This is a genomic window from Pseudomonas pudica, from assembly GCF_015680405.1.
GTDB classification, from domain to species: domain Bacteria; phylum Pseudomonadota; class Gammaproteobacteria; order Pseudomonadales; family Pseudomonadaceae; genus Aquipseudomonas; species Aquipseudomonas pudica.
On the sequence record NZ_JADLJS010000008.1, the window covers coordinates 39,425 to 58,061 of the forward strand.

14 protein-coding genes, 1 tRNA gene and 1 pseudogene are annotated in these 18,637 nt (G+C 64.2%); 9 read left to right on the forward strand and 7 right to left on the reverse strand.

Annotation, left to right across the window (positions count from 1 at the left end):
• The first annotated feature begins 297 nt into the window (after window positions 1-297).
• The 4 genes from IRZ77_RS08530 to IRZ77_RS08545 all read left to right on the forward strand — a co-directional run bounded on the left by IRZ77_RS08530 (window position 298) and on the right by IRZ77_RS08545 (window position 5,216).
• Window positions 298-687: a YybH family protein gene (locus IRZ77_RS08530; RefSeq protein WP_015268917.1), complete on the forward strand. Its 390-nt coding sequence runs from the start codon at window positions 298-300 to the stop codon at window positions 685-687.
• Between the two features lie 94 nt (window positions 688-781).
• Window positions 782-2,281 carry a purine-cytosine permease family protein gene (locus tag IRZ77_RS08535; protein WP_046616768.1) on the forward strand — a complete coding sequence of 500 codons (1,500 nt, stop codon included), beginning with the start codon at window positions 782-784 and terminating at the stop codon, window positions 2,279-2,281.
• Window positions 2,282-2,294: 13 nt separating this feature from the next.
• The gene (locus IRZ77_RS08540) at window positions 2,295-3,725 is read left to right on the forward strand and encodes an aldehyde dehydrogenase family protein (protein ID WP_046616769.1); all 1,431 of its coding nucleotides are present in this window, start codon (window positions 2,295-2,297) and stop codon (window positions 3,723-3,725) included.
• Window positions 3,726-3,998: 273 nt separating this feature from the next.
• Window positions 3,999-5,216 (forward strand): DUF3422 domain-containing protein, encoded by a 1,218-nt coding sequence (locus tag IRZ77_RS08545; RefSeq protein WP_196173253.1) that lies wholly within the window; start codon window positions 3,999-4,001, stop codon window positions 5,214-5,216.
• 110 nt (window positions 5,217-5,326) lie between these two features.
• On the opposite strand, the gene IRZ77_RS08550 is transcribed toward IRZ77_RS08545, so the two are convergent.
• From IRZ77_RS08550 to IRZ77_RS08560, 3 genes are all read right to left on the reverse strand, one after another.
• A complete protein-coding gene (locus IRZ77_RS08550) occupies window positions 5,327-7,738 on the reverse strand; it encodes a DUF3772 domain-containing protein (protein ID WP_196173255.1) in 2,412 nt (803 codons plus the stop codon).
• Between the two features lie 56 nt (window positions 7,739-7,794).
• Window positions 7,795-8,853 carry a bifunctional DNA-binding transcriptional regulator/O6-methylguanine-DNA methyltransferase Ada gene (gene ada / locus IRZ77_RS08555; RefSeq protein ID WP_196173257.1) on the reverse strand — a complete coding sequence of 353 codons (1,059 nt, stop codon included), beginning with the start codon at window positions 8,851-8,853 and terminating at the stop codon, window positions 7,795-7,797.
• Window positions 8,854-9,001: 148 nt separating this feature from the next.
• Window positions 9,002-9,628, reverse strand: a complete 627-nt coding sequence (locus IRZ77_RS08560; protein ID WP_196173259.1) for a DNA-3-methyladenine glycosylase family protein — start codon at window positions 9,626-9,628, stop codon at window positions 9,002-9,004.
• Between the two features lie 172 nt (window positions 9,629-9,800).
• On the opposite strand from IRZ77_RS08560, the gene IRZ77_RS08565 reads away from it, so the two are divergent.
• From IRZ77_RS08565 to IRZ77_RS08575, 3 genes are all read left to right on the forward strand, one after another.
• The gene (locus IRZ77_RS08565; protein WP_046616809.1) at window positions 9,801-10,316 is read left to right on the forward strand and encodes a sigma-70 family RNA polymerase sigma factor; all 516 of its coding nucleotides are present in this window, start codon (window positions 9,801-9,803) and stop codon (window positions 10,314-10,316) included.
• Window positions 10,303-11,259, forward strand: coding sequence for a FecR domain-containing protein (locus IRZ77_RS08570; protein ID WP_196173261.1), 957 nt, complete (start codon window positions 10,303-10,305; stop codon window positions 11,257-11,259). Before IRZ77_RS08565 ends, IRZ77_RS08570 begins: the two co-directional genes overlap by 14 nt.
• 96 nt (window positions 11,260-11,355) lie before the next feature.
• The gene (locus IRZ77_RS08575; protein WP_196173263.1) at window positions 11,356-13,824 is read left to right on the forward strand and encodes a TonB-dependent siderophore receptor; all 2,469 of its coding nucleotides are present in this window, start codon (window positions 11,356-11,358) and stop codon (window positions 13,822-13,824) included.
• Window positions 13,825-13,984: 160 nt separating this feature from the next.
• On the opposite strand, the gene IRZ77_RS08580 is transcribed toward IRZ77_RS08575, so the two are convergent.
• The 3 genes from IRZ77_RS08580 to IRZ77_RS08590 form a co-directional block, all read right to left on the reverse strand.
• Complete coding sequence (locus tag IRZ77_RS08580; RefSeq protein ID WP_196173265.1) at window positions 13,985-15,142, reverse strand: MFS transporter; 1,158 nt, start codon at window positions 15,140-15,142, stop codon at window positions 13,985-13,987.
• An 83-nt stretch (window positions 15,143-15,225) separates the two neighbouring features.
• Window positions 15,226-15,363: a hypothetical protein gene (locus IRZ77_RS08585; RefSeq protein WP_173015086.1), complete on the reverse strand. Its 138-nt coding sequence runs from the start codon at window positions 15,361-15,363 to the stop codon at window positions 15,226-15,228.
• Window positions 15,364-15,589: 226 nt separating this feature from the next.
• Window positions 15,590-16,804 (reverse strand): MFS transporter, encoded by a 1,215-nt coding sequence (locus tag IRZ77_RS08590; protein WP_196173267.1) that lies wholly within the window; start codon window positions 16,802-16,804, stop codon window positions 15,590-15,592.
• A gap of 200 nt (window positions 16,805-17,004) precedes the next feature.
• Between IRZ77_RS08590 and IRZ77_RS08595 the strand changes: the two are divergent.
• Window positions 17,005-17,547 (forward strand): annotated as a pseudogene (locus tag IRZ77_RS08595) (FecR family protein); the annotation flags it as partial.
• 130 nt (window positions 17,548-17,677) lie between these two features.
• Window positions 17,678-17,754 (forward strand) — tRNA-Met (locus IRZ77_RS08600).
• A gap of 83 nt (window positions 17,755-17,837) precedes the next feature.
• On the opposite strand, the gene IRZ77_RS08605 is transcribed toward IRZ77_RS08600, so the two are convergent.
• A complete protein-coding gene (locus tag IRZ77_RS08605) occupies window positions 17,838-18,452 on the reverse strand; it encodes a LysE family translocator (RefSeq protein WP_046616788.1) in 615 nt (204 codons plus the stop codon).
• Window positions 18,453-18,637: the final 185 nt, after the last annotated feature.

Genomic DNA, 18,637 nt, shown 5'->3' on the forward strand with positions numbered 1-18,637 from the left:
GACCCTGTGGGAGCGGCTTTAGCCGCGAAGAATCCAGCGTGGTGCGTGGCACCGGCTGCGCCGGTGTTCGCGGCTGAAGCCGCTCCCACAGGGGGCCCTGCTAATTCAATGCGTTATGTGCAGCCTTATGAGAACGGGCACGCCCGCTCCCACAGGGTGTGCGGCGCGAAACCTGAGAAAGCGCAGCCATCACTTCACAAATTCCTGAACTGATTATTTGCCCGCAGCGATTTTTCCCCTCGCAAACCGCCACCAGAATCGCTTCACCACAATCACAAGAACCGTGAGGCCACTCCCGTGGACCAGACACTCCAGGTACGGCAAGCCGCCGCCGACCTCGTTGCGGCGTTCGCCAGCAACGACACTGCTCGCTATTTCGCCTGCTTCAGCGAAGACGCCACCTTCCTTTTCCACACCCTGCCGCAACCGCTGCTGTCGCGCCATGCCTACGAGCAACTCTGGGCCCAGTGGCAGGCCGACGGGTTTGCCGTGCTCGCCTGCGAATCAGGCAATGCCCAGGTGAGCCTGCAAGGTGACGTGGCGATCTTCATGCATGATGTGGCCACGCACATCCGTATCGCCGGCGAAGAACACCAGTTGAGCGAGCGCGAAACCATTGTCTTCCGCCGCCACGGCGAACGGTGGCTGGCCTGCCACGAGCACCTGTCGGTCGTATCGCCGGCCTGATCATCCATTTACGCGGCCCTGCCGCCCTGCCATCGCACCCACAATAAGGCCCGCGTACTGCGCCGGCCCACAACAACCGCGCTGGAGCATCACCATGAGCCACTCGACCGGTATCGAGACCAACGGCGTCGAACAGATCCCCGACGATCAACGCGACGCCTCCCCGCTGGACCTGTTCCGCCTGATCTTCGGCGGCGCCAATACCTTCGCCACAGCCGTGCTGGGCAGCTTCCCGGTGCTGTTCGGGCTGTCGTTCCAGGCCGGTGTGTGGGCGATCCTGCTCGGCGTCGGCGTGGGTGCGCTGATCCTCGCGCCCATGGGCCTGTTCGGCGCGCTCAACGGCACCAACAACGCGGTGTCGTCGGGTGCGCACTTTGGCGTGCACGGTCGCATCGTCGGTTCGTTCCTGTCGCTGCTCACCGCAGTGGCATTCTTTTCGCTGTCGGTCTGGAGCTCGGGCGATGCCCTGGTCGGCGGCGCCAAGCGCCTGGCCGGCCTGCCGGAAACCGACCTTACCCTGGGCCTGGCTTACGGCCTGTTCGCGGTACTGGTGCTGGTGGTGTGCATCTTCGGCTTCCGCTTCATGCTGTGGGTCAACAAGATTGCCGTCTGGGCCTCGAGCCTGCTGTTCCTGCTGGGCATCGTTGCCTTTGCCGGGCCGTTCGATGCCGGTTACGCGGGTAGCGTCAACCTCGGCCAGGCGGGCTTCTGGGCGGCATTCGTCGGTGCGGCAATCCTGGCCATGAGCAACCCGGTGTCGTTCGGTGCGTTCCTCGGCGACTGGTCGCGCTACATCCCGCGTGAAACCCCAAAGGCTCGGATCATGCTGGCGGTGATCGCGGCCCAGGGCGCGACACTGATCCCGTTCCTGTTCGGCCTGTGCACCGCCACCCTGGTGGCCACCCAGGCGCCGGACTACATCGCTGCCAACAACTACGTCGGTGGCCTGCTGGCGGTGGCGCCAAGCTGGTTCTTCCTGCCGGTGTGCCTGATTGCGGTGATCGGCGGCATGTCCACCGGCACAACGGCGCTGTACGGCACCGGCCTGGACATGTCCAGCGTGTTCCCACGCCTGCTCAGCCGTGCCGGCGCCACGCTGCTGATCGGCGTGCTGGCGATCGGCTTCATCTTCGTCGGCCGCTTCACTTTCAACCTGGTGCAGAGCGTTTCGACCTTCGCCGTGCTGATCATCACCTGCACCAGCCCGTGGATGGTGATCATGATCCTTGGCCTGATCACTCGCCGCGGCTTCTACCATGCCGACGACCTGCAGGTATTCACCCGCGGCCAGCGTGGCGGCCACTACTGGTTCCTGCATGGCTGGAACTGGCGCGGCATGGGGGCGTGGATCCCCAGCGCGGCGGTGGGCCTGTGCTTCGTCAACCTGCCAGGGCAGTTCGTCGGCCCACTGGGCGACCTGGCCGGCGGCATCGACCTGAGCCTGCCGGTCACCCTGGGGCTGGCAGGTGTGCTGTACCTGCTGCTGCTCAACCTTTTCCCCGAACCTGCCGGCGTGTATGGCCCCCAAGGCCCGCGTTGGGTGCGTTGCAAAAGCACCGCGCACACCCCGGTAACCACCGCCGAAATGGCCTGACTGGAAACCGACCATGACCACTTCCCACTACATTGCCGGCCGCTGGGTCGAAGGCCAGGGCAGCGACTGCATCAGCGTCAATGACCCGGCCCTTGGGCAACCGTTTGCCGAACTGATGGCCGCCAGCGTCGGCCAGGTAGACCAGGCCGTGACCGCTGCCCGTGGCGCCCTGCACGCCTGGAAAAGCACCAGCGCCAGCGAACGCGCCGCCTACCTGCGCGGCTTTGCCGAACAACTCGGGCAGCGCCGTGAAGCGTTGATCACCTTGCAGATGCGCAACAATGGCAAGCCACGTCACGAGGCGGAAATCGACCTGGACGACGCCATCGCCACCTTCGGCTACTACGCCGAACTGGCCGAGCAACTGCCATCGAAGAACCGTGACGTGCCGTTGGCTGCACCGGGCTTCAGCGCTCGCACCCGCCTGGAACCGGTGGGCGTGGTCGGCCTGATCGTGCCGTGGAACTTCCCGCTGGTGACCAGCGCCTGGAAGCTCGCCCCGGCCCTGGCCGCCGGTTGCACCGTGGTGCTCAAGCCGTCGGAAGTCACCCCGCTGATCGAACAGGCCTACGGCCAGATCGCCGATGCCCTGGGGCTGCCGGCCGGGGTGTTGAACATCGTCAACGGCAAGGCCGAAACCGGCGCTGCACTGAGCAATCACAATGGCCTGGACAAGCTGTCGTTCACCGGCAGCAATAGTGTTGGCAGCCAGGTTATGCGCAGCGCTTCGGCGCAGTGCCGGCCGGTGACGCTGGAGCTGGGTGGCAAGTCGGCGATCGTGGTGTTCGATGATTGCGATGTGGGCCAGGCGGTGGAATGGATCGTCGCCGGCATCACCTGGAACGCCGGGCAGATGTGCTCGGCCACTTCGCGGCTGCTGGTGCAGGACGGCATTGCCGAGGCACTGCTGCCGCGCTTGCAGGAGGCACTGGAAAACCTGCGGGTCGGTAATCCGTTGACCGAGGAGGTCGACATGGGGCCGCTGACCAGCCAGGCGCAGTGGCTGAAAGTGGCCGGCTACTTTGCCACGGCGCGGGAAGAAGGCTTGCAGTGCCTGGCAGGTGGCAAGGCGCTGGACCGGGATGGCTGGTTCGTCAGCCCGACGCTGTATGCCGATGTGCCGAAAGACAGCCGCCTGTGGACCGAGGAAATCTTTGGCCCGGTGCTGTGCGCGCGTCGCTTTGCGACCGAGGAACAGGCGATTGCCGAGGCCAACGATAGCCGCTTCGGGCTGGTGGCGACGGTGTGCTCTGCCGATCTGGACCGTGCCGAGCGGGTAGCCGATGCGCTGGAGGTTGGCCATGTGTGGATCAACTCGGTGCAGGCAGTGTTCGTCGAGACCTCGTGGGGTGGCACCAAGGGTAGCGGGATCGGGCGTGAGCTGGGGCCTTGGGGGTTGTCGGCCTACCAATCGGTCAAGCATGTGACGCGCTGTCTGGGTTGAGATTTCCGGGGCCGCTTTGCGGCCCTTTCGCGACACAAGGCCGCTCCTACAAGAACCGCGTATGAGCCGGGCTTACCGGCCTCTTCGCGGGTAAACCCGCTCCCACAGGGATAGCGCAGGCCTGAAGGGCAGCACCGTACCTGTGGGAGCGGGCTTGCCCGCGGAGGCCGGTACAGGCGACACGAAACTCTGCGCCCGCGTGACTTTCCCCTCCCCGCGCAAAGTCCCACTTCCTGGTACCCCCCACAATCACAACACCAGGCCGGACCACCCATGCACCCTCAACGCACCGCCTTGCACAACGAACTGCACGCCCGCCCGTCGCTGTATTTCGACGGCCCGGCGCATGTCTTCCACCTGGCCTTGCTCGGCGGCGATGCTGCCTGTGCGGCACTGCTGCAACGCTGCTGCCCGGATGGCCTGGACACCGCAGCCGCCCAAGGCATCACCCGCCTGGATGGTCATCCGTTCAAGTGGGAACGGCACACCGAGTTCTTCACCCTGACCCTGGTGGTGCCTTGCACGGCCGCCGACACCGAGTGGCAAACGCTGCCGCCGGTGCTGGCCGAGGCTATCGCCCCGCAAGCGGCGCAGATGATCAACGCGGTGCAGGTGCTGGTCCGTGACGAACACGAACTGGACCTGCCCCACTACGGTTTCAAGGACCCGTGCGGCTCCTGCGTCGGCGGTGGCGATGCGGTGGTGTGGAGCGATTTTCGCCTGACCGAGGACGGCACCAACCGCTTCCTGTTCATCAACCGTCGCCTCAATGCCTACCGTCAGGGCCGCATGATCCGCCGTCTGCTGGAGATCGAGACCTACCGCATGATGGCCTCGCTGACCCTGACCACCGCCAAGGACCTGAGCCAGGAGCTGGATGCATTCGACAAGACCCTGGTCAGCCTCTCGGAGCGCAGTGCCGGGGTCGATGGCCATGATTCCAAAGGGTTGTTGGAGGCCATTGCCCACCTGTCACGCCAGGTGGTCAGCCGCACGGTGAAAACCCGCCACCGCTTCGGCGCCACGCAAGCCTATGCGCAACTGGTGTTCGAGCGCCTGGGCGAGCTGCGGGAAAGCCATGTGGGCGACTGCCAGCGCCTGGGGGTGTTCATCGAACGCCGGTTCAAACCGACCGTGCGCTACTGCGCGGCCACCGAGCAGCGCCTGGAGCAGTTGGCAAAGAATGTGGCCAACCTGGGCGACCTGTTGCAAGCACGGGTACAGGTGGAGATGGAAGAACAGAACGCCGAGATCCTGCGCAGCCTCAATGCCCGGGCCGATGCCCAAGTGAAGATTCAACGGGCGGTGGAGGGGCTGTCGATCATTGCCATCACCTACTACCTGCTGAACTTGTTCAAGCTGCTGTATGGCGGGCTGAATGTGCTGGGGTTGGGGCTGACGGCGCGGGATGGGCTGTTGGCCATGGCGCCGCCTGTGCTGTTGGTGTTGCTGGTGATCTTGCTGAGAATCAGGCAGGCCAAGCAGCATTGAGGCTGGGGCTGCTTTGCAGCCCAATCGCCGGCAAGCCAGCTCCCAAAGGTATTGCGTACGGCTTGAAGTCGACGTGGTCCTTGTGGGAGCTGGCTTGCCGGCGATCGGCTTCACACCGACTCGTCAGCCGGGCGAGCACCCTCCTGCAGCAACACCATGCTCTGCGGCGACGACAGGGCGATGCCCTCGTCACGCAGACGCCCAAGGATGGTGAACAACAGGTCACTGCGCGTGCCGGACACCTGCCGCGGCCCCGCCACGTATCCGCTCACACCAATCACCATCCCGCTGCTGGTCAGGTCCTTGAACGACACCGAAGTGGCCGGTGCATCCAGAATCGCCTCGTGCTCCTGGTACGCTGCCAGCAGCAATTCGCGCACACGGTTGGCGTCGGTCTCCAGCGGCAGCGTGAGCGTGATGCCGACCACACCCAAGGCATTGCCCATGGTCACGTTGCGCACGTTCTGCGAGATGAACTGCGAGTTGGGCACGATGACCGTAGAGCGGTCGGACATCTGGATCTCGGTGGCGCGCACATTGATACGGCGAATGTCACCCTCGACGCCAGCCAGGCTGACCCAGTCGCCCACCTTGACCGGCCGCTCGGTCAGCAGGATCAGACCGGAGATGAAGTTCTGCACGATCTGCTGCAGGCCGAAACCGATACCCACCGACAGGGCACTGACCACCCAGGTCAGGCTGGTGAGGTTGATGCGCAGGGTCGACATCACCAGCATGGCCAGGAAGATGAAGCCCAGGTAACCCACCAGAGTCACCAGCGAGGCACGCATGCCGGCGTCCATGTCGGTTTCCGGCAGCAGGCGATCGCTCAGCCAGCGCTTGACCACGCGGATGGCGAACAGGCCGCCGAGGAACATCACCACTGCCAACAGAATGTCCTGGGGGACAATGTTCATGTTGCCCAGCAGCTTGCCGCCGGTCTCGTCCCAATCACCCAGGCTCAGCAGCAGTTCGCTGGGGCTGGTGCCCGATGGCATCAGTGCCAGCAACAGCGCCAGGAACAGCACCACGGTGCGGCCAATGCCGGCCAGGATGGTGCTGGCCTGGGCCTGGTGACGTGGCGCCAGGCCCAGGGTCGAGGCCAGCGCCAGGCCGCCGGGCTGGCGGGGCGACAGCAGGGTTTCGCAGAGGTCACCAAAGAACGTGGTCAGCAGGTAGGCACAGGTAATCACCAGGCTGACCCACAGCAGCTTGGCGGTGAGGAAGTAGGCGAGTGTCAGGTAACCGGCGAGCAAGGCCAGCAGGATCATCGTAAGCCAGATCACCATCACGAACGGGATCAGCCCGGCCAGGCCTGTGGGGCGCTCCAGGTCATGCTTGCGCAGGGTGCGGCGGTAACGCAGCAGCGCACCGGCGAAGGTGAACGCCACTACCAGCGCGGTCAGGCCGTTGACCGCCACGGTCAGCGCCAGGCTGGCACCGATCACGCTGTTGATGCGCTCCATGGTCATCATGACCATCAGCGCCAACGCCAGCACCTTGGGGAACCAGCCCAGGGCGCTGGCCACTTCATCGTGAATAGGCGGCAGGCGCCAGGACGGGCGCTGCAGCATCAGCATGGCGCGGCCCAGGCCGGTGATGAAGGCGCTGAACACCACCAGCGCGAGCACATGATTGGCCAGGCTGGCGATATCGGCGCCCAACTCGGCGCTGCTCTCCAGCCCCCAACGCAGCAGCGAGACCGAGCCGGCGATGGTGCCCAAGGTTGCCAGGCTGACACCCAGCGCCAGCGCACTGCGGCGCAGGCGGCCTTCGGGCAGCCAGCTGACCATGGCGCCGGCGAGAAGGCGCTCGAGCACGCGGCGCACCAAGGTCCAGACCAGGATTGCCGCCACCAGGCTGGTAATGAACAACCAGCGATTTTCAGCACTGAAGGCACTACTGATGGCATCAGCCGTCTCACCACGCAGGTCACGCAGGCGTGCCACATCGTCCTGGGTGGGGCGAATGATGCTCTGCCAGAACGCCGGGCTCATCGGTGAGGCTGCGCGGCTGGTGATCTGCGAGTTGAACTGGCTGCGGCGCAGGTTGACGATTTGCGTGGACAGGTCGCGGGCCGACTGGGTCAGCTTGGTCGCCTGGTCCCGCTGAGCTACCAAGGCCTTTTTCTCGGCCTCAAGCTCCTTGCGCTGCTGGGTCAGTGTGGCGGCCTCGTCCTGCTGGACCGGGCCGATGACCTTGAGTTTGTCGTCGACTTTTTCCACATCCGTGGTGCGCAAAGCACTTAACGCATCGGCCTGGCGCTGGACCTGCATGGCGCCCAGGCGCAATTGCGAAAGCAGATCATCGTTGGCCTCGCTGGTGACACCCTGGCGGATCTGGTCCAGCCGATCGCTCAACTGCTCGATGCTGGCGTTTTCATCCAGCACGTTCGCTTCGGCAACCGCCAGATTGGACAAGGGCGTGGCCGGGGCCGACCAGGCCGGGCTGGCAATGGCCAGCATCAGGGCCAGGAAAACCATCAGGCCTGGGCAATAACGGGCAAGGCTGACACGCCTCATCGAATATTCCTCTTTACAATTCGATTTGGCGGGGGATTCTACGCGGCTTCACGCGATCAGGAGAGTGCCGTTTCTCGTTTGAGCAGTTGCTGTTTGCGCTCGACGCCCCAGCGGTAGCCGCTGATGTCGCCGTCGCGGCGAACCACCCGATGGCAAGGTATGGCTACGGCTATGTGGTTGGCCGCGCAGGCCATGGCCACGGCACGTACTGCCTTGGGCGCACCAATGCGCTCGGCGATGTCGGTGTAGCTGACCCGGCTGCCGGCCGGCACCTCGCGCAGGGCCTGCCACACCCGCTCCTGGAACGCAGTGCCTTGCACATCCAGTGGCAAGGCCAGGCCCAACGCCGGAGCTTCGACGAAGCCCACCACCTCGGCGACCAACCGTTCGTAGGCACTATCGCCGCCGACCAGGTGAGCCTTGGGGAACTGGTCCTGCAGGTCGCGCAGCAGGGCCTCGGGGTCGTCGCCCAGCAGGATCGCGCAAATGCCCTTCTCGCTCTGGGCGACCAGGATCGCGCCCAAGGAGCACTGGCCGAGGGCGAAGTGGATGGTTGCCCCGGCGCCGCCGGCACGGTATTGCCGCGGGCGCATGCCCAGGCGCTGGTCGGCGCTTTCGTAGAAACGGCTGTTGGAGTTGTAGCCGGCGTCATAGATGGCATCGGTGACAGAGCGTTGGCCATCTTCCAGGTGCTCGCGCAGGCGCCGGGCACGGGAAGCGGTGGCGTAAGCCTTGGGGGTGAGGCCGGTTTCGGCCTTGAACAGGCGATGCAGGTGGAAAGGGCTGACGGCCAGTTGCGCGCTGAGTTGATCTAGGCTGGGCGCGGGATCGCTGGCTTCGATCAGGCGGCAGGCGCGGGTCACCAGCTGGCTGTGGCGGGTGGCGCTGGCGTTGCTGGTGGCGGTGCAACGTTTGCAGGCGCGGTAGCCGGCGGCTTCGGCGGCGGCTGGGGTGTCGTAGAACTCGACGTTGGTTCGCTTGGCAAGGCGTGATTTGCAGCCGGGCTGGCAGTAGATCCCGGTGGTGCGCACGGCGTAGACGAAGTGGCCGCTGGCGGCGGTTTCGCGGGATTCTACGGCTTGCCAGCGTTGGTCGGGGGTGGTGTAGGGGTTCATTAGTAAATGTCCAGATTGGTTGTCGCCTGTGCCGGCCCTTTCGCGGGTGAACCCGCTCCCACAGGTACTGCATAGACCTTCCAGGCTGTGGAAATCCCTGTGGGAGCGGGTTTACCCGCGAAGAGGCCGGCACAGGCAGTGCAAAACTTCAGGCACGCCACAGGTACCAGGCCGCCACGGTGCGGTACGGTCGCCAGCCTCCGCCCAGCGAACGCATTTGCGCAGGCGTCGGCGCCTTGTCCAGCCCCTTCATCCGCCGATACCCCTCGCGCACGCCAAAATCGTCGACCGGCAGAACGTCCGAACGCGCCAGGCTGTAGATCAGCAGCATCTCCACCGTCCACCGCCCTACCCCACGCAATGCCACCAGTCGTTCGATCAACGCCTCGTCAGCCAGGGCCAGTGCCTCCTCCCGGCTCGGCACCAGGCCATCCAGCCGGCCTTGGGCAATACCCTGGATCGTCGCCATCTTGCTCGCGGAAAAACCGCAGGCGCGCATGATTTCCGGTGTAACTGCCAACAACTGCTCCGGCGTTGGGAACGCAGCTTCTGGAAACAGCGCCAGCAAGCGCCCAAGAATTGCCTCGGCAGCACGGGCATGCAGTTGCTGGTAGGCAATCGCCCGCACCAACACCTCATAAGGCTCCCGCCCCGGCGTGGCCTGGTGCAGGCATGGCCCGGTCGCTGCGATATGCCGCGACCAGTCCGGGTCGAGCGCCGCCAGGTATTCGGTGGCCTCGCGGTACGCGTCAGGCGAAAGGTCGGCCAGGATCATGGCACCTCCATCAAGTCGATTGCAGGTCCAGCTTAGCGCAGCCGTTCATCGGGCAAACGCCGGTTCTTGCGCGGCTAATTCCTGGCATGCCATTGCTCCGCGCTATCGTCCCCGCATAGAATTGAGAACCATTCACAATCGCATGTGTTCACAGGACCGGGCCTTCGCCAAGATGCAGATCAACGAAACGCTCAAGCCGACCGAGGTTGCTCTGCTCTACCAGGCCCACCACAGCTGGCTTAGCGGCTGGCTGCGCAGCCGGGTAGGTTGCAGCGAGCACGCCGCCGACCTGGCCCAGGATACCTTCGTGCGGCTGTTGCGGGCTCGCCAGCTGTCGCCGCTGAAGGAACCACGTGCCTACCTCAGCAGCATTGCCCGTGGCCTGATGATCGACCAGTTCCGCCGCCGCGCGCTGGAACGGGCCTACCAGGAAAGCCTGGCTCACCTGCCCGAAGCCGAAGTGCCAAGCGAAGAAGATCGACTGGTCATCCTTGATACCCTGGCGCGCCTCGATCGTGCCCTGCACCAGCTGAAACCGCGTGCCCGCCAGGCATTCCTGCTGGCTCAGCTCGACGGTTTGAGCATTGTGCAGGTTGCCCTGCGCCTGGGTGTGTCGCGAGCCACCGTCGAGCGGGACCTGGCCAAGGCTCTGGGCGTTTGCTACCGGTTGCGCTATGCCGACGCCTGATAGCGCGCCCACACAGGCGCACGTCGACCAGGCCATCGACTGGTTGGTGAAGTTGCGCTTCGACAGCCCAAGCCCGCATACCGAGCAGCAGTTCCAGCACTGGCTGGCCAGCCATCCGCACAACCCCTTGGCCTGGCAGCGGGTCAGCCACCTCAGTGACGAACTGGCAGGGCTGCCCAAGGGCCTGAGCCGGCGCACGCTGGATGGTAGCCAGCGCCATCGCATCAACCGCCGCGACCACCTCAAGCTGCTGGCCGTGCTGGCCGTGGGCGGCAGCCTGGGCTGGGCTGCGCGCGAACCGTTGGGCATACCCCAGCTGCTGGCCGACAGCAGCACTGCCACCGGCGAGCGTCGCCAGCTGCAAGGCAGCGATGGCAGCCGCATACAACTCAATACCGCCAGTGCCATCGACCTGCGTTACAGCGCCGAGCAGCGCCGGCTGCAACTGGTGCGTGGCGAGGTGAGTCTGGACAGCAACCCCAACGACAACCGCCCGTTTCGCATCGACACCCGCGTTGGCCAACTGGCCACCCTCGACGGCCAACTGCTGCTGCGCGAGAACGACCAGGGGCTGTTGCTGGCCGTACGCCGGGGCGACGCCACACTGTTCCCCACCTCGGCCTCGCCACGTCGGGTGCTGCCAGGCGAAACCTTGCAGGTGTGGGCCAGCGGCAGCTTCCAGGCGGTGACGCTGCACAGCGACCCCTGGGGCTGGACCGACGGCGTGCTCAGCGTGCAGCAGATGCCGCTGGGCGAGTTCATCGCCGAGCTGGCGCGCTACCGCCCGGGCCTGCTGCGCTGTGCCCCGGAAGTGGCAGCCCTGAAGGTGTCCGGTACCTACCAGCTGGCCGACACCGGGCAAATCCTGCAGCTGCTCACCCGCAGCCTGCCGGTGCGGGTCGTTTACCGCACGCGTTATTGGATAAGCATCGGTACGGCCTGAAAAATTTCCGAAAATAAATGAGGTGGAATCTCATTCTCGTCCGGCCTGAAGGAACAAAACCCGAAAAGTGGTCTTCACGACCTTCAGGAGCGCTTCATGATTGCCCCGTGTTCCCCTCGCAACGACAGGCTGCGCCGTGCCGTAAGCGCGGCCGTGTTCGGCCTTGGCCTGGCAGCTGGCGGTGCCTACCCGGCCATGGCTCAGGCTGCAATTGCCAGCCAGAGCCAGCAGACCGACTGGAACATCCCGGCCGGCCCACTGGCCCCGGCGCTGGATCAGTTGGCACGCCAGGGCGGCCTGAGCCTGTCGTTCGACGCGAACAGCCTGCAGGGCAAGACCACCCACGGTGTGCAGGGCCGGCATGACAGTGCGCGGGCGCTATCGATCCTGTTGCAGGGCAGCAACGTCCAGGTCCAACAGGAAAGCGCAACCAGCTTCCTGCTGATCCCGGCACTGGATGTGGGAAACGCCCTTGAGCTGGGCGCGACCAGCATTTCCAGCGACCGCCTGGGCGAAACCACCGAGCACACCGGCTCCTACACAACCGGCGAAGTGACCATCGGCAAGATGCCGCAAACCCTGCGCCATACCCCGCAATCGGTCAGCGTGATAACCCGCCAGCGCATCGACGACCAGAACATTACCAACCTGACCAACCTGTTGGAGCAGACACCCGGCGTGGTGGTCAACTACACCGACAGCGAGCGGGTGCAGTATTACTCGCGCGGCTTTGCCATCGACGCCATTCAGTACGACGGCGCCACCGTGGTGCAAAGCAGCGGCGGTGGTTCATTCATCCAGACCGACTCGGCGTTCATCGACCGCGCCGAAGTGCTGCGCGGAGCCACCGGCATGCTGCGTGGCGCCGGCAACCCGTCGGGCACGGTGAACCTGGTACGCAAGCGCCCGACCCATGACTTCCAGGCTACGGGCAGCGTGACCCTGGGTTCGTGGAATGCCCAACGCTATGTGGCCGATATCTCCGGCCCGTTGACCGAAACCGGCAACGTACGCGGGCGGGTAATCGCCGTGCATGACGACCGCGACCTGTTCCAGGACTCGCGCATGGAACGCAAAGAGGCGTTCGGCGGCTCGCTGGCCTTCGACCTGGACGACAGCACCACGCTGACCACCGGTGTCGAGTGGACCAAGCTCGACGCCACCGGCGCCTGGGGCAACCTGCCCGCCGACGCCAGCGGCGCCCCCCTGCCCTTCGGCCGCAGCACCTACCTGGGCGCCGACTGGAACCGCTGGGACCGCAGCAACCTGAACACCTTTGCCGAACTGGAACACCGCTTCGACAACGACTGGACCCTGAAGCTGATGGCTCTGCGTACCCACTTCGAGCTGGACGACCATGGTTTCAAGCAAACCTACATGGAGCGCGCACCGGCCAACCTGAACCCCACCGGCAACCCGTACCTGATGCGATACCAGGTTACCGAAGGCGACGGCGGCGAGAGCCTGCAGAACAACTTGAGCGCCACCCTCAACGGCCCGTTCGACCTGTTTGGCCGCACCCACGAGCTGATGGTCGGCGTCGAACGGATTCGCAACGATTCCTACGCGTCGGCCACCAACCGGGTAATTTCCGGGCTGTACGACATCCGCTACTGGGACCCGAAAACCAGCCTGCCCGAGCCGGACATCGACATCACCGCACACCCGGTGCGCACCCGTACCACCCAGCAAGCCGCACATGCCACCTGGCGCATTTCGCTGGCCGAACCGCTGACCGCGATCATCGGCGCGCGAGCCAACTGGTATGACTACGAGCAGGAAAACAACACCGGAGCCAACGGCAAGTTCAGCGTCGACGAGAAGATCGTGCCGTACGCGGCGCTGATCTACGACCTGACTGACAACTTCAGCGTATACGCCAGCTACACCGAGATATTCAGCCCGCAGACAGTGGTGGACAAGAACAACTCGGTGCTCGACCCGATCATCGGCGAAGCCTACGAAACGGGCATCAAAGGCGAGTTCTATGATGGCCGGTTGAACACCAGCCTGGCGTTTTTCCGTATCAACCAGGTGGGAACGCCGGTGGATGACATGTCCACGGAAATCGGCTGCAACGGCACCACCAGCCGCTGCAAGATCGCCTCGGGCAAGAGCCGCAGCGAGGGCATCGACCTGGAGATTTCCGGCGAAGTGCTGCCGGGCTGGCAGGTCACCGGTGGCTACACCTACAACACCACCGAGTACCTGAAGAACACGGCAGCCACCAATGGCAACGCGATCCGCACCACCGACCCGGAGCACATGCTGCGGCTGTTCACCAGCTACCGCCTGCCAGGCACACTGGATGCCTGGACCATTGGTGGCGGCGTGCAGGCGCAGAGCGACATCTATTCCGAAAGCGGCACGGCCAAGGCGACCCAGGCAGGGTATGCGGTGTACAACGGCATGCTCGGTTATCGCATCAACGACAACTACACAGTGCAACTGAACGCCAACAACATCTTCGACAAGAAGTACTACCGGCAGATCGGTACCACGGCGACGGGTTACTACTGGGGGGAGCCGCGCAATGTGTCGGTGACCTTGCGCGGGAGTTTCTGACGGGGCAACACGGTCGCCTTGTGGGAGCGGCCTTGTGTCGCGAAAGGGCCGCGAAGCGGCCCCAGGGTTTCAACTGCGCCGGACAGATTGCTGGGGCCGCTTTGCGGCCCTTTCGCGACACAAGGCCGCTCCCACAGGTATTGCGCAGCCCTGGAGGACCTCAGTCCGCCACCGCCCGCAAGCGCCCCGTGCGCCGGTACGACTGTCGGGCAAAGCACACGAACAACCCGGCCATCAGCGCCAGCGCGATGGGCAGACCATGCGGCGCCACATCCATCGCCGCACCGCTGACCAGCGGCCCGACCAGGCTACCCACACCCCAGAGCAAGCCCACGCTGGCGTTGGCGGTAACCAGGTCCTGCCCCTTGAAGCGCTGCCCGATCAGTACCAGCGCCAGGGTATAGATGCCCCCTGCCACGGCACCCAGCAGCACCAGCAGCGGCCACAGCAGCCAGGTCAGGTTCAGCAACCAGGGCAAGCCGATACCGATCGCCATCGCCAGCAACCCGCATACCAGGTGCAGCCCGGTGCGCTCCACCCGGTCGGCCAACCAGCCAAGCGGCAACTGGAACAACATGTCACCGGCAAACACCACCGTCACCATCAGCGCCGCCACGCCAACGGCGAAGCCATGGCTGGTGGCATACACCGGCAGCAGCGACAGCACCACGGCATCGAAGAACGAGAAGAACAGCACCGCCACGCACAACGCCGGCGCCACGCGGAAGAAGCCGGCCAGACCGAAGCTCTTTTCACCCTCTTCATGTTCCACATGGTCGTGGGGCACGGTCAGCACGATGCACAGCAGCGCCAGGGCATAGCAGACGGTGACCACACCGGTGATCCACGGGCTGTCCGCGCCCAGTACCGCCAGCATGGCCGGGCCGAGCACCTGGAAACCGGTGAAGCTGGTAGCGTAAAGGGCCATGATCTTGCCCCGGTTGTGCTCCGGACACAGTTCGTTGACCCACGACTCGCCGAGGATGATGGCGATACCCATGCCCAGCCCCAGGCCCAGGCGCAGCAGCGCCAGCAGCCACAGCGAGCCGAATGCCGACTCGAGCAAGGCAATGCTGAGCGTGCACAGGCTGAAGCACAGCAGGTAAATGGTGCGCCGGGTGAGGTGGCGACAGCAGGCGTCGACCAGGAACGCCGAGAGCATCATGCCCGCAGCGGGTATGGCCGAGATGATGCCGATTTCAAGAGTGCTCGCACCGGCTTCATGCAGGCGCAACGACACCAGTGGCAGGCTGGCCCCCAAACTGAAACCCACGACCGAAACGGCGAACAACAAGCCCGCCAGCAAACGCATGTTCATGTACCACTCCTTGCAAACCGAAAAGACGTGCAGACACAGGCGCGCACGCCAGGGCGGCGAGCGACGCGAAAGCGCAGATCAGTTCAGGCGAGGTGTGGCGAGAAGGTGAAGGCAAACAGCACGCTGCGGCGACGCTTGAGCACCGTGTCGCTCGGCCACGCGCGACGCAGGGCCTGGAAGGCAGGCTGGCGGGCGTTTGGCAGGGACTGGGGACGGCACATTGCTTTGACTACTACGCAGGTGGTTGAAGAAAGGGCGGACTCTAGGTCAAGGGTGGTCAAGTCGTCAAATTTCGGGGAGCAACCGCCTTGCATGGCCTCCAGACCTGCGCGGGCCGTTGTAGGAGCAGCCTTGTGCTGCGAAGAGGCCGGCAAGACAACAAATTGTCTTCGCCAGTAATGGCCGCTTCGCAGCACAAGGCTGCTCCTACAGGTTCTGTGCATGCTTTCAGCGCTTGCCGGTACTTGGCAAGAACACTGCCAACAACCCGAACAACGGCAGGAACGAACACACCTCGTACACATACTCGATGCCACGCAGGTCCGCCACATACCCCAGCAAGGCCGCACCGATGCCACCAAAGCCGAACATCAGCCCGAAGAAGATCCCTGCAATCATGCCTACGCTGCCCGGCACCAGCTCCTGCGCATACACCACGATCGCGGAAAATGCCGAAGCCAGGATAAAGCCGATCACCACGCTCAACACGGTGGTCCAGAACAGGTCGGCATACGGCAGCACCAGGGTGAACGGCGCCACGCCGAGGATCGAGAACCAGATCACCGCCTTGCGCCCGATGCGGTCACCGATCGGCCCGCCAAAGAAGGTACCTGCCGCCACCGCACCGAGGAACAGGAACAGGTGCAGCTGCGAGCTGGCCACCGACACCTCGAACTTCTCGATCAGGTAGAAGGTGAAGTAGCTGGTGAAGCTGGCCATGTAGAAGTACTTGGAGAACACCAGCAGGCCCAGCACGATCAGCGCCGCGACCACCCGCCCGCGGGAAATGCCGTGGGTCGCCTGCACTGCCTTGCGCGCCTTGGCCTGGTTGAGGTGCTCCTTGTACCAGCCACGCAGCATCAGGGTGACGCCGAGGAAGAACAGCGCAGCCAGGCCGAACCAGGCCACGTGGCTCTGGCCGAACGGAATGACAATGGCCGCTGCCAGCAGCGGGCCCAGCGCAGAGCCGGTGTTGCCGCCGACCTGGAAGGTCGACTGGGCCAGGCCGAAGCGCCCGCCCGAGGCCAGGCGCGCAATACGCGAGGTTTCCGGGTGGAAGGTCGACGAGCCGATCCCCACCAGTGCCGAGGCCAGCAGGATCATGGGGAAGCTGCCGACGAAGGCCAGCATCACGATACCCACCAAGGTACACAGGGTACCCAGCGGCAGCAGGTTCGGCGTCGGTCGGCGATCGGTGAAGAAGCCGACCCAAGGTTGCAGCAGCGAGGCGGTGATCTGGAACGTCAGGGTAATCATGCCGATCTGGGCGAAACTCAGGTCGTAGTTGGCCTTGAGCATCGGGTAGATCGCCGGCAGCACCGACTGGATCAGGTCATTGATCAGGTGCGCCAGGGCGCAGAAACCGATAATGCGCATCACCAGCGGGGTGGCTTGGCTTGCCGCCGCACTGGTGGGCGCCGTGGAGGCGCTACTGATAGCCATGTGCCTGAATCTCCGTCGGCAGTTTGGGATCCGATTATCGGAAAACAAATAGATACATAGCTACCTTTTTTCTCTCTCTGTCGCGACTCACTTGAAAATGGTTATCAATATAATTAGCATCCTTGGCCCATACCCCCGTCATCGTTGGGCGAAACGGCCCCTAACGCGAGCAGATCGAACCCATGAGCCCGACGCCCGCCGAGCAGTTGCAGCCTGCCCGCCCCCGCCCGCGGCAGATCAACACGCGCCACAGCCCATTGGGCAGATGGCTGGCACTGCTATTCCTGCTGGGGCTGGGCGCTGCAGCCTATCTGTACTGGCCGCTGATGCAGCGCCTGGGCAGCGAATTGCACACCGATGCAGGTGAGCGCCGCAGCATCCGCCTGGCCGACGGCACCACCCTGCACCTGGGCAGCGCCAGCGCGATTAACGCCGACCTGCGCGGCCGCACGCGCCAGCTGCAGCTGGTGCAGGGCCGGGTATACCTTGAAGTGATGCTCGACGGCCGAGCCATGGAAGTGACTGTGGGCGATGCGCGCGTCCAGGTGTTTGGTACCCGCCTGCAGGTCGCCCGCCATGCTGGTCATGACGAACTGGTGGTGCTCAACGGCAAAGCCATGGTCATCCAGCGCGGCGAACAGCGCATGGTGTCGGCGGGCGAGCGGGTAACCTTCGATGGCGCAAGTATCGGCCCGGTACTGAAAGCCGACCTCAAGGCCACCGATGGCTGGCGCATCGGGCAGTAGAAAGCCGGCGGCATGCCGTTGGACACGGCAGAACGCGGGCCTGGCCGCTAAGTTTTTGAAAGCGTGCAAATTTTTTTTGAAATGAGTGTTGACAGAGGGGCCGTTCAAGAGAATAATGCGCGCCATCGGCTACATAGCTCAGTTGGTTAGAGCATAGCATTCATAATGCTGGGGTCCGGGGTTCAAGTCCCTGTGTAGCCACCAAACAAGACGAAGGGCTTACCGCAAGGTAAGCCCTTTTTCTTTGCCTGCAAAAAATGCCCCCTACTGGACATGCAATCGCCACCTCAACGCATGCCGGTCACCGCCACAGCCAGGCCCAACCCGATCAGCGCCAGGCCGATTACCCTGTCCACCAGCCTCTGTCGCTCGATCATCGCCTTGCGCAATGCCGCGCTGGAGAAGAACACCGCCACCAGACTGAACCACAGCCAGTGGGCAACGGACATGAAAGCGCCGTAGGCAAAATCCAGCGCCAGCGAGCTGCCAGGCTGTACCACCTGAGTGAAGGCACTGATGACGAACAGCATGGTCTTGGGGTTGAGAGCGTTGGTCAGAAAGCCCGTGCGCAGGGCCTGCATTACGCTGGCGGCGGATGCGGCAGCCCCGTCGAGGGTTAGGCGCCGGGTGTTGGTCAGCGACTGGTAGCCCAGGTAGACCAGGTAACCCGCGCCCAGCACTTTCATGCCCATAAACAGGGTCGGGCTCTGGCTGATGATCACCGCAATGCCCAGCACCGTGTACAGGACATGCACCTGCACTCCCAGGGCAATGCCCACGGCAGCCGCCAGCCCGGCCTTGCGGCCCTGTGCATAACTGCTTCGGGTGACCATGGCGAAGTCGGCACCGGGGCTGATGACGGCAAGCAGGGTGAACAGTGCGACGGCGATGAGTTCGGTCATGCTGGTGGCTCTCGATAGGCGATGGAAATGCACAGACCAGGTAATTATCGAGAGCTTATAGACCAGGAAAAATCGATTTATAGTGAAGCAAATCTGATAGTTTTCTTCACAGATATATAGAACCTGTGTCGGCCTCTTCGCGGGTAAACCCGCTCCCACAAGTGATACGCCGCCCTCAGGCTTTG

What these genes read in the sequence shown, in the direction of transcription:
- IRZ77_RS08560 (WP_196173259.1), bottom strand. Translation starts at nt 9,628, where the DNA reads ATGATCCTGGCCGACCTTTCGCCTGACGCGTACCGCGAGGCCACCGAA.
- IRZ77_RS08575 (WP_196173263.1), top strand. Translation starts at nt 11,356, where the DNA reads ATGATTGCCCCGTGTTCCCCTCGCAACGACAGGCTGCGCCGTGCCGTA.
- IRZ77_RS08570 (WP_196173261.1), top strand. Translation starts at nt 10,303, where the DNA reads ATGCCGACGCCTGATAGCGCGCCCACACAGGCGCACGTCGACCAGGCC.
- IRZ77_RS08535 (WP_046616768.1), top strand. Translation starts at nt 782, where the DNA reads ATGAGCCACTCGACCGGTATCGAGACCAACGGCGTCGAACAGATCCCC.
- IRZ77_RS08585 (WP_173015086.1), bottom strand. Translation starts at nt 15,363, where the DNA reads ATGTGCCGTCCCCAGTCCCTGCCAAACGCCCGCCAGCCTGCCTTCCAG.
- IRZ77_RS08550 (WP_196173255.1), bottom strand. Translation starts at nt 7,738, where the DNA reads ATGAGGCGTGTCAGCCTTGCCCGTTATTGCCCAGGCCTGATGGTTTTC.
- ada (WP_196173257.1), bottom strand. Translation starts at nt 8,853, where the DNA reads ATGAACCCCTACACCACCCCCGACCAACGCTGGCAAGCCGTAGAATCC.
- IRZ77_RS08565 (WP_046616809.1), top strand. Translation starts at nt 9,801, where the DNA reads ATGCAGATCAACGAAACGCTCAAGCCGACCGAGGTTGCTCTGCTCTAC.
- IRZ77_RS08540 (WP_046616769.1), top strand. Translation starts at nt 2,295, where the DNA reads ATGACCACTTCCCACTACATTGCCGGCCGCTGGGTCGAAGGCCAGGGC.
- IRZ77_RS08580 (WP_196173265.1), bottom strand. Translation starts at nt 15,142, where the DNA reads ATGAACATGCGTTTGCTGGCGGGCTTGTTGTTCGCCGTTTCGGTCGTG.
- IRZ77_RS08545 (WP_196173253.1), top strand. Translation starts at nt 3,999, where the DNA reads ATGCACCCTCAACGCACCGCCTTGCACAACGAACTGCACGCCCGCCCG.
- IRZ77_RS08605 (WP_046616788.1), bottom strand. Translation starts at nt 18,452, where the DNA reads ATGACCGAACTCATCGCCGTCGCACTGTTCACCCTGCTTGCCGTCATC.
- IRZ77_RS08590 (WP_196173267.1), bottom strand. Translation starts at nt 16,804, where the DNA reads ATGGCTATCAGTAGCGCCTCCACGGCGCCCACCAGTGCGGCGGCAAGC.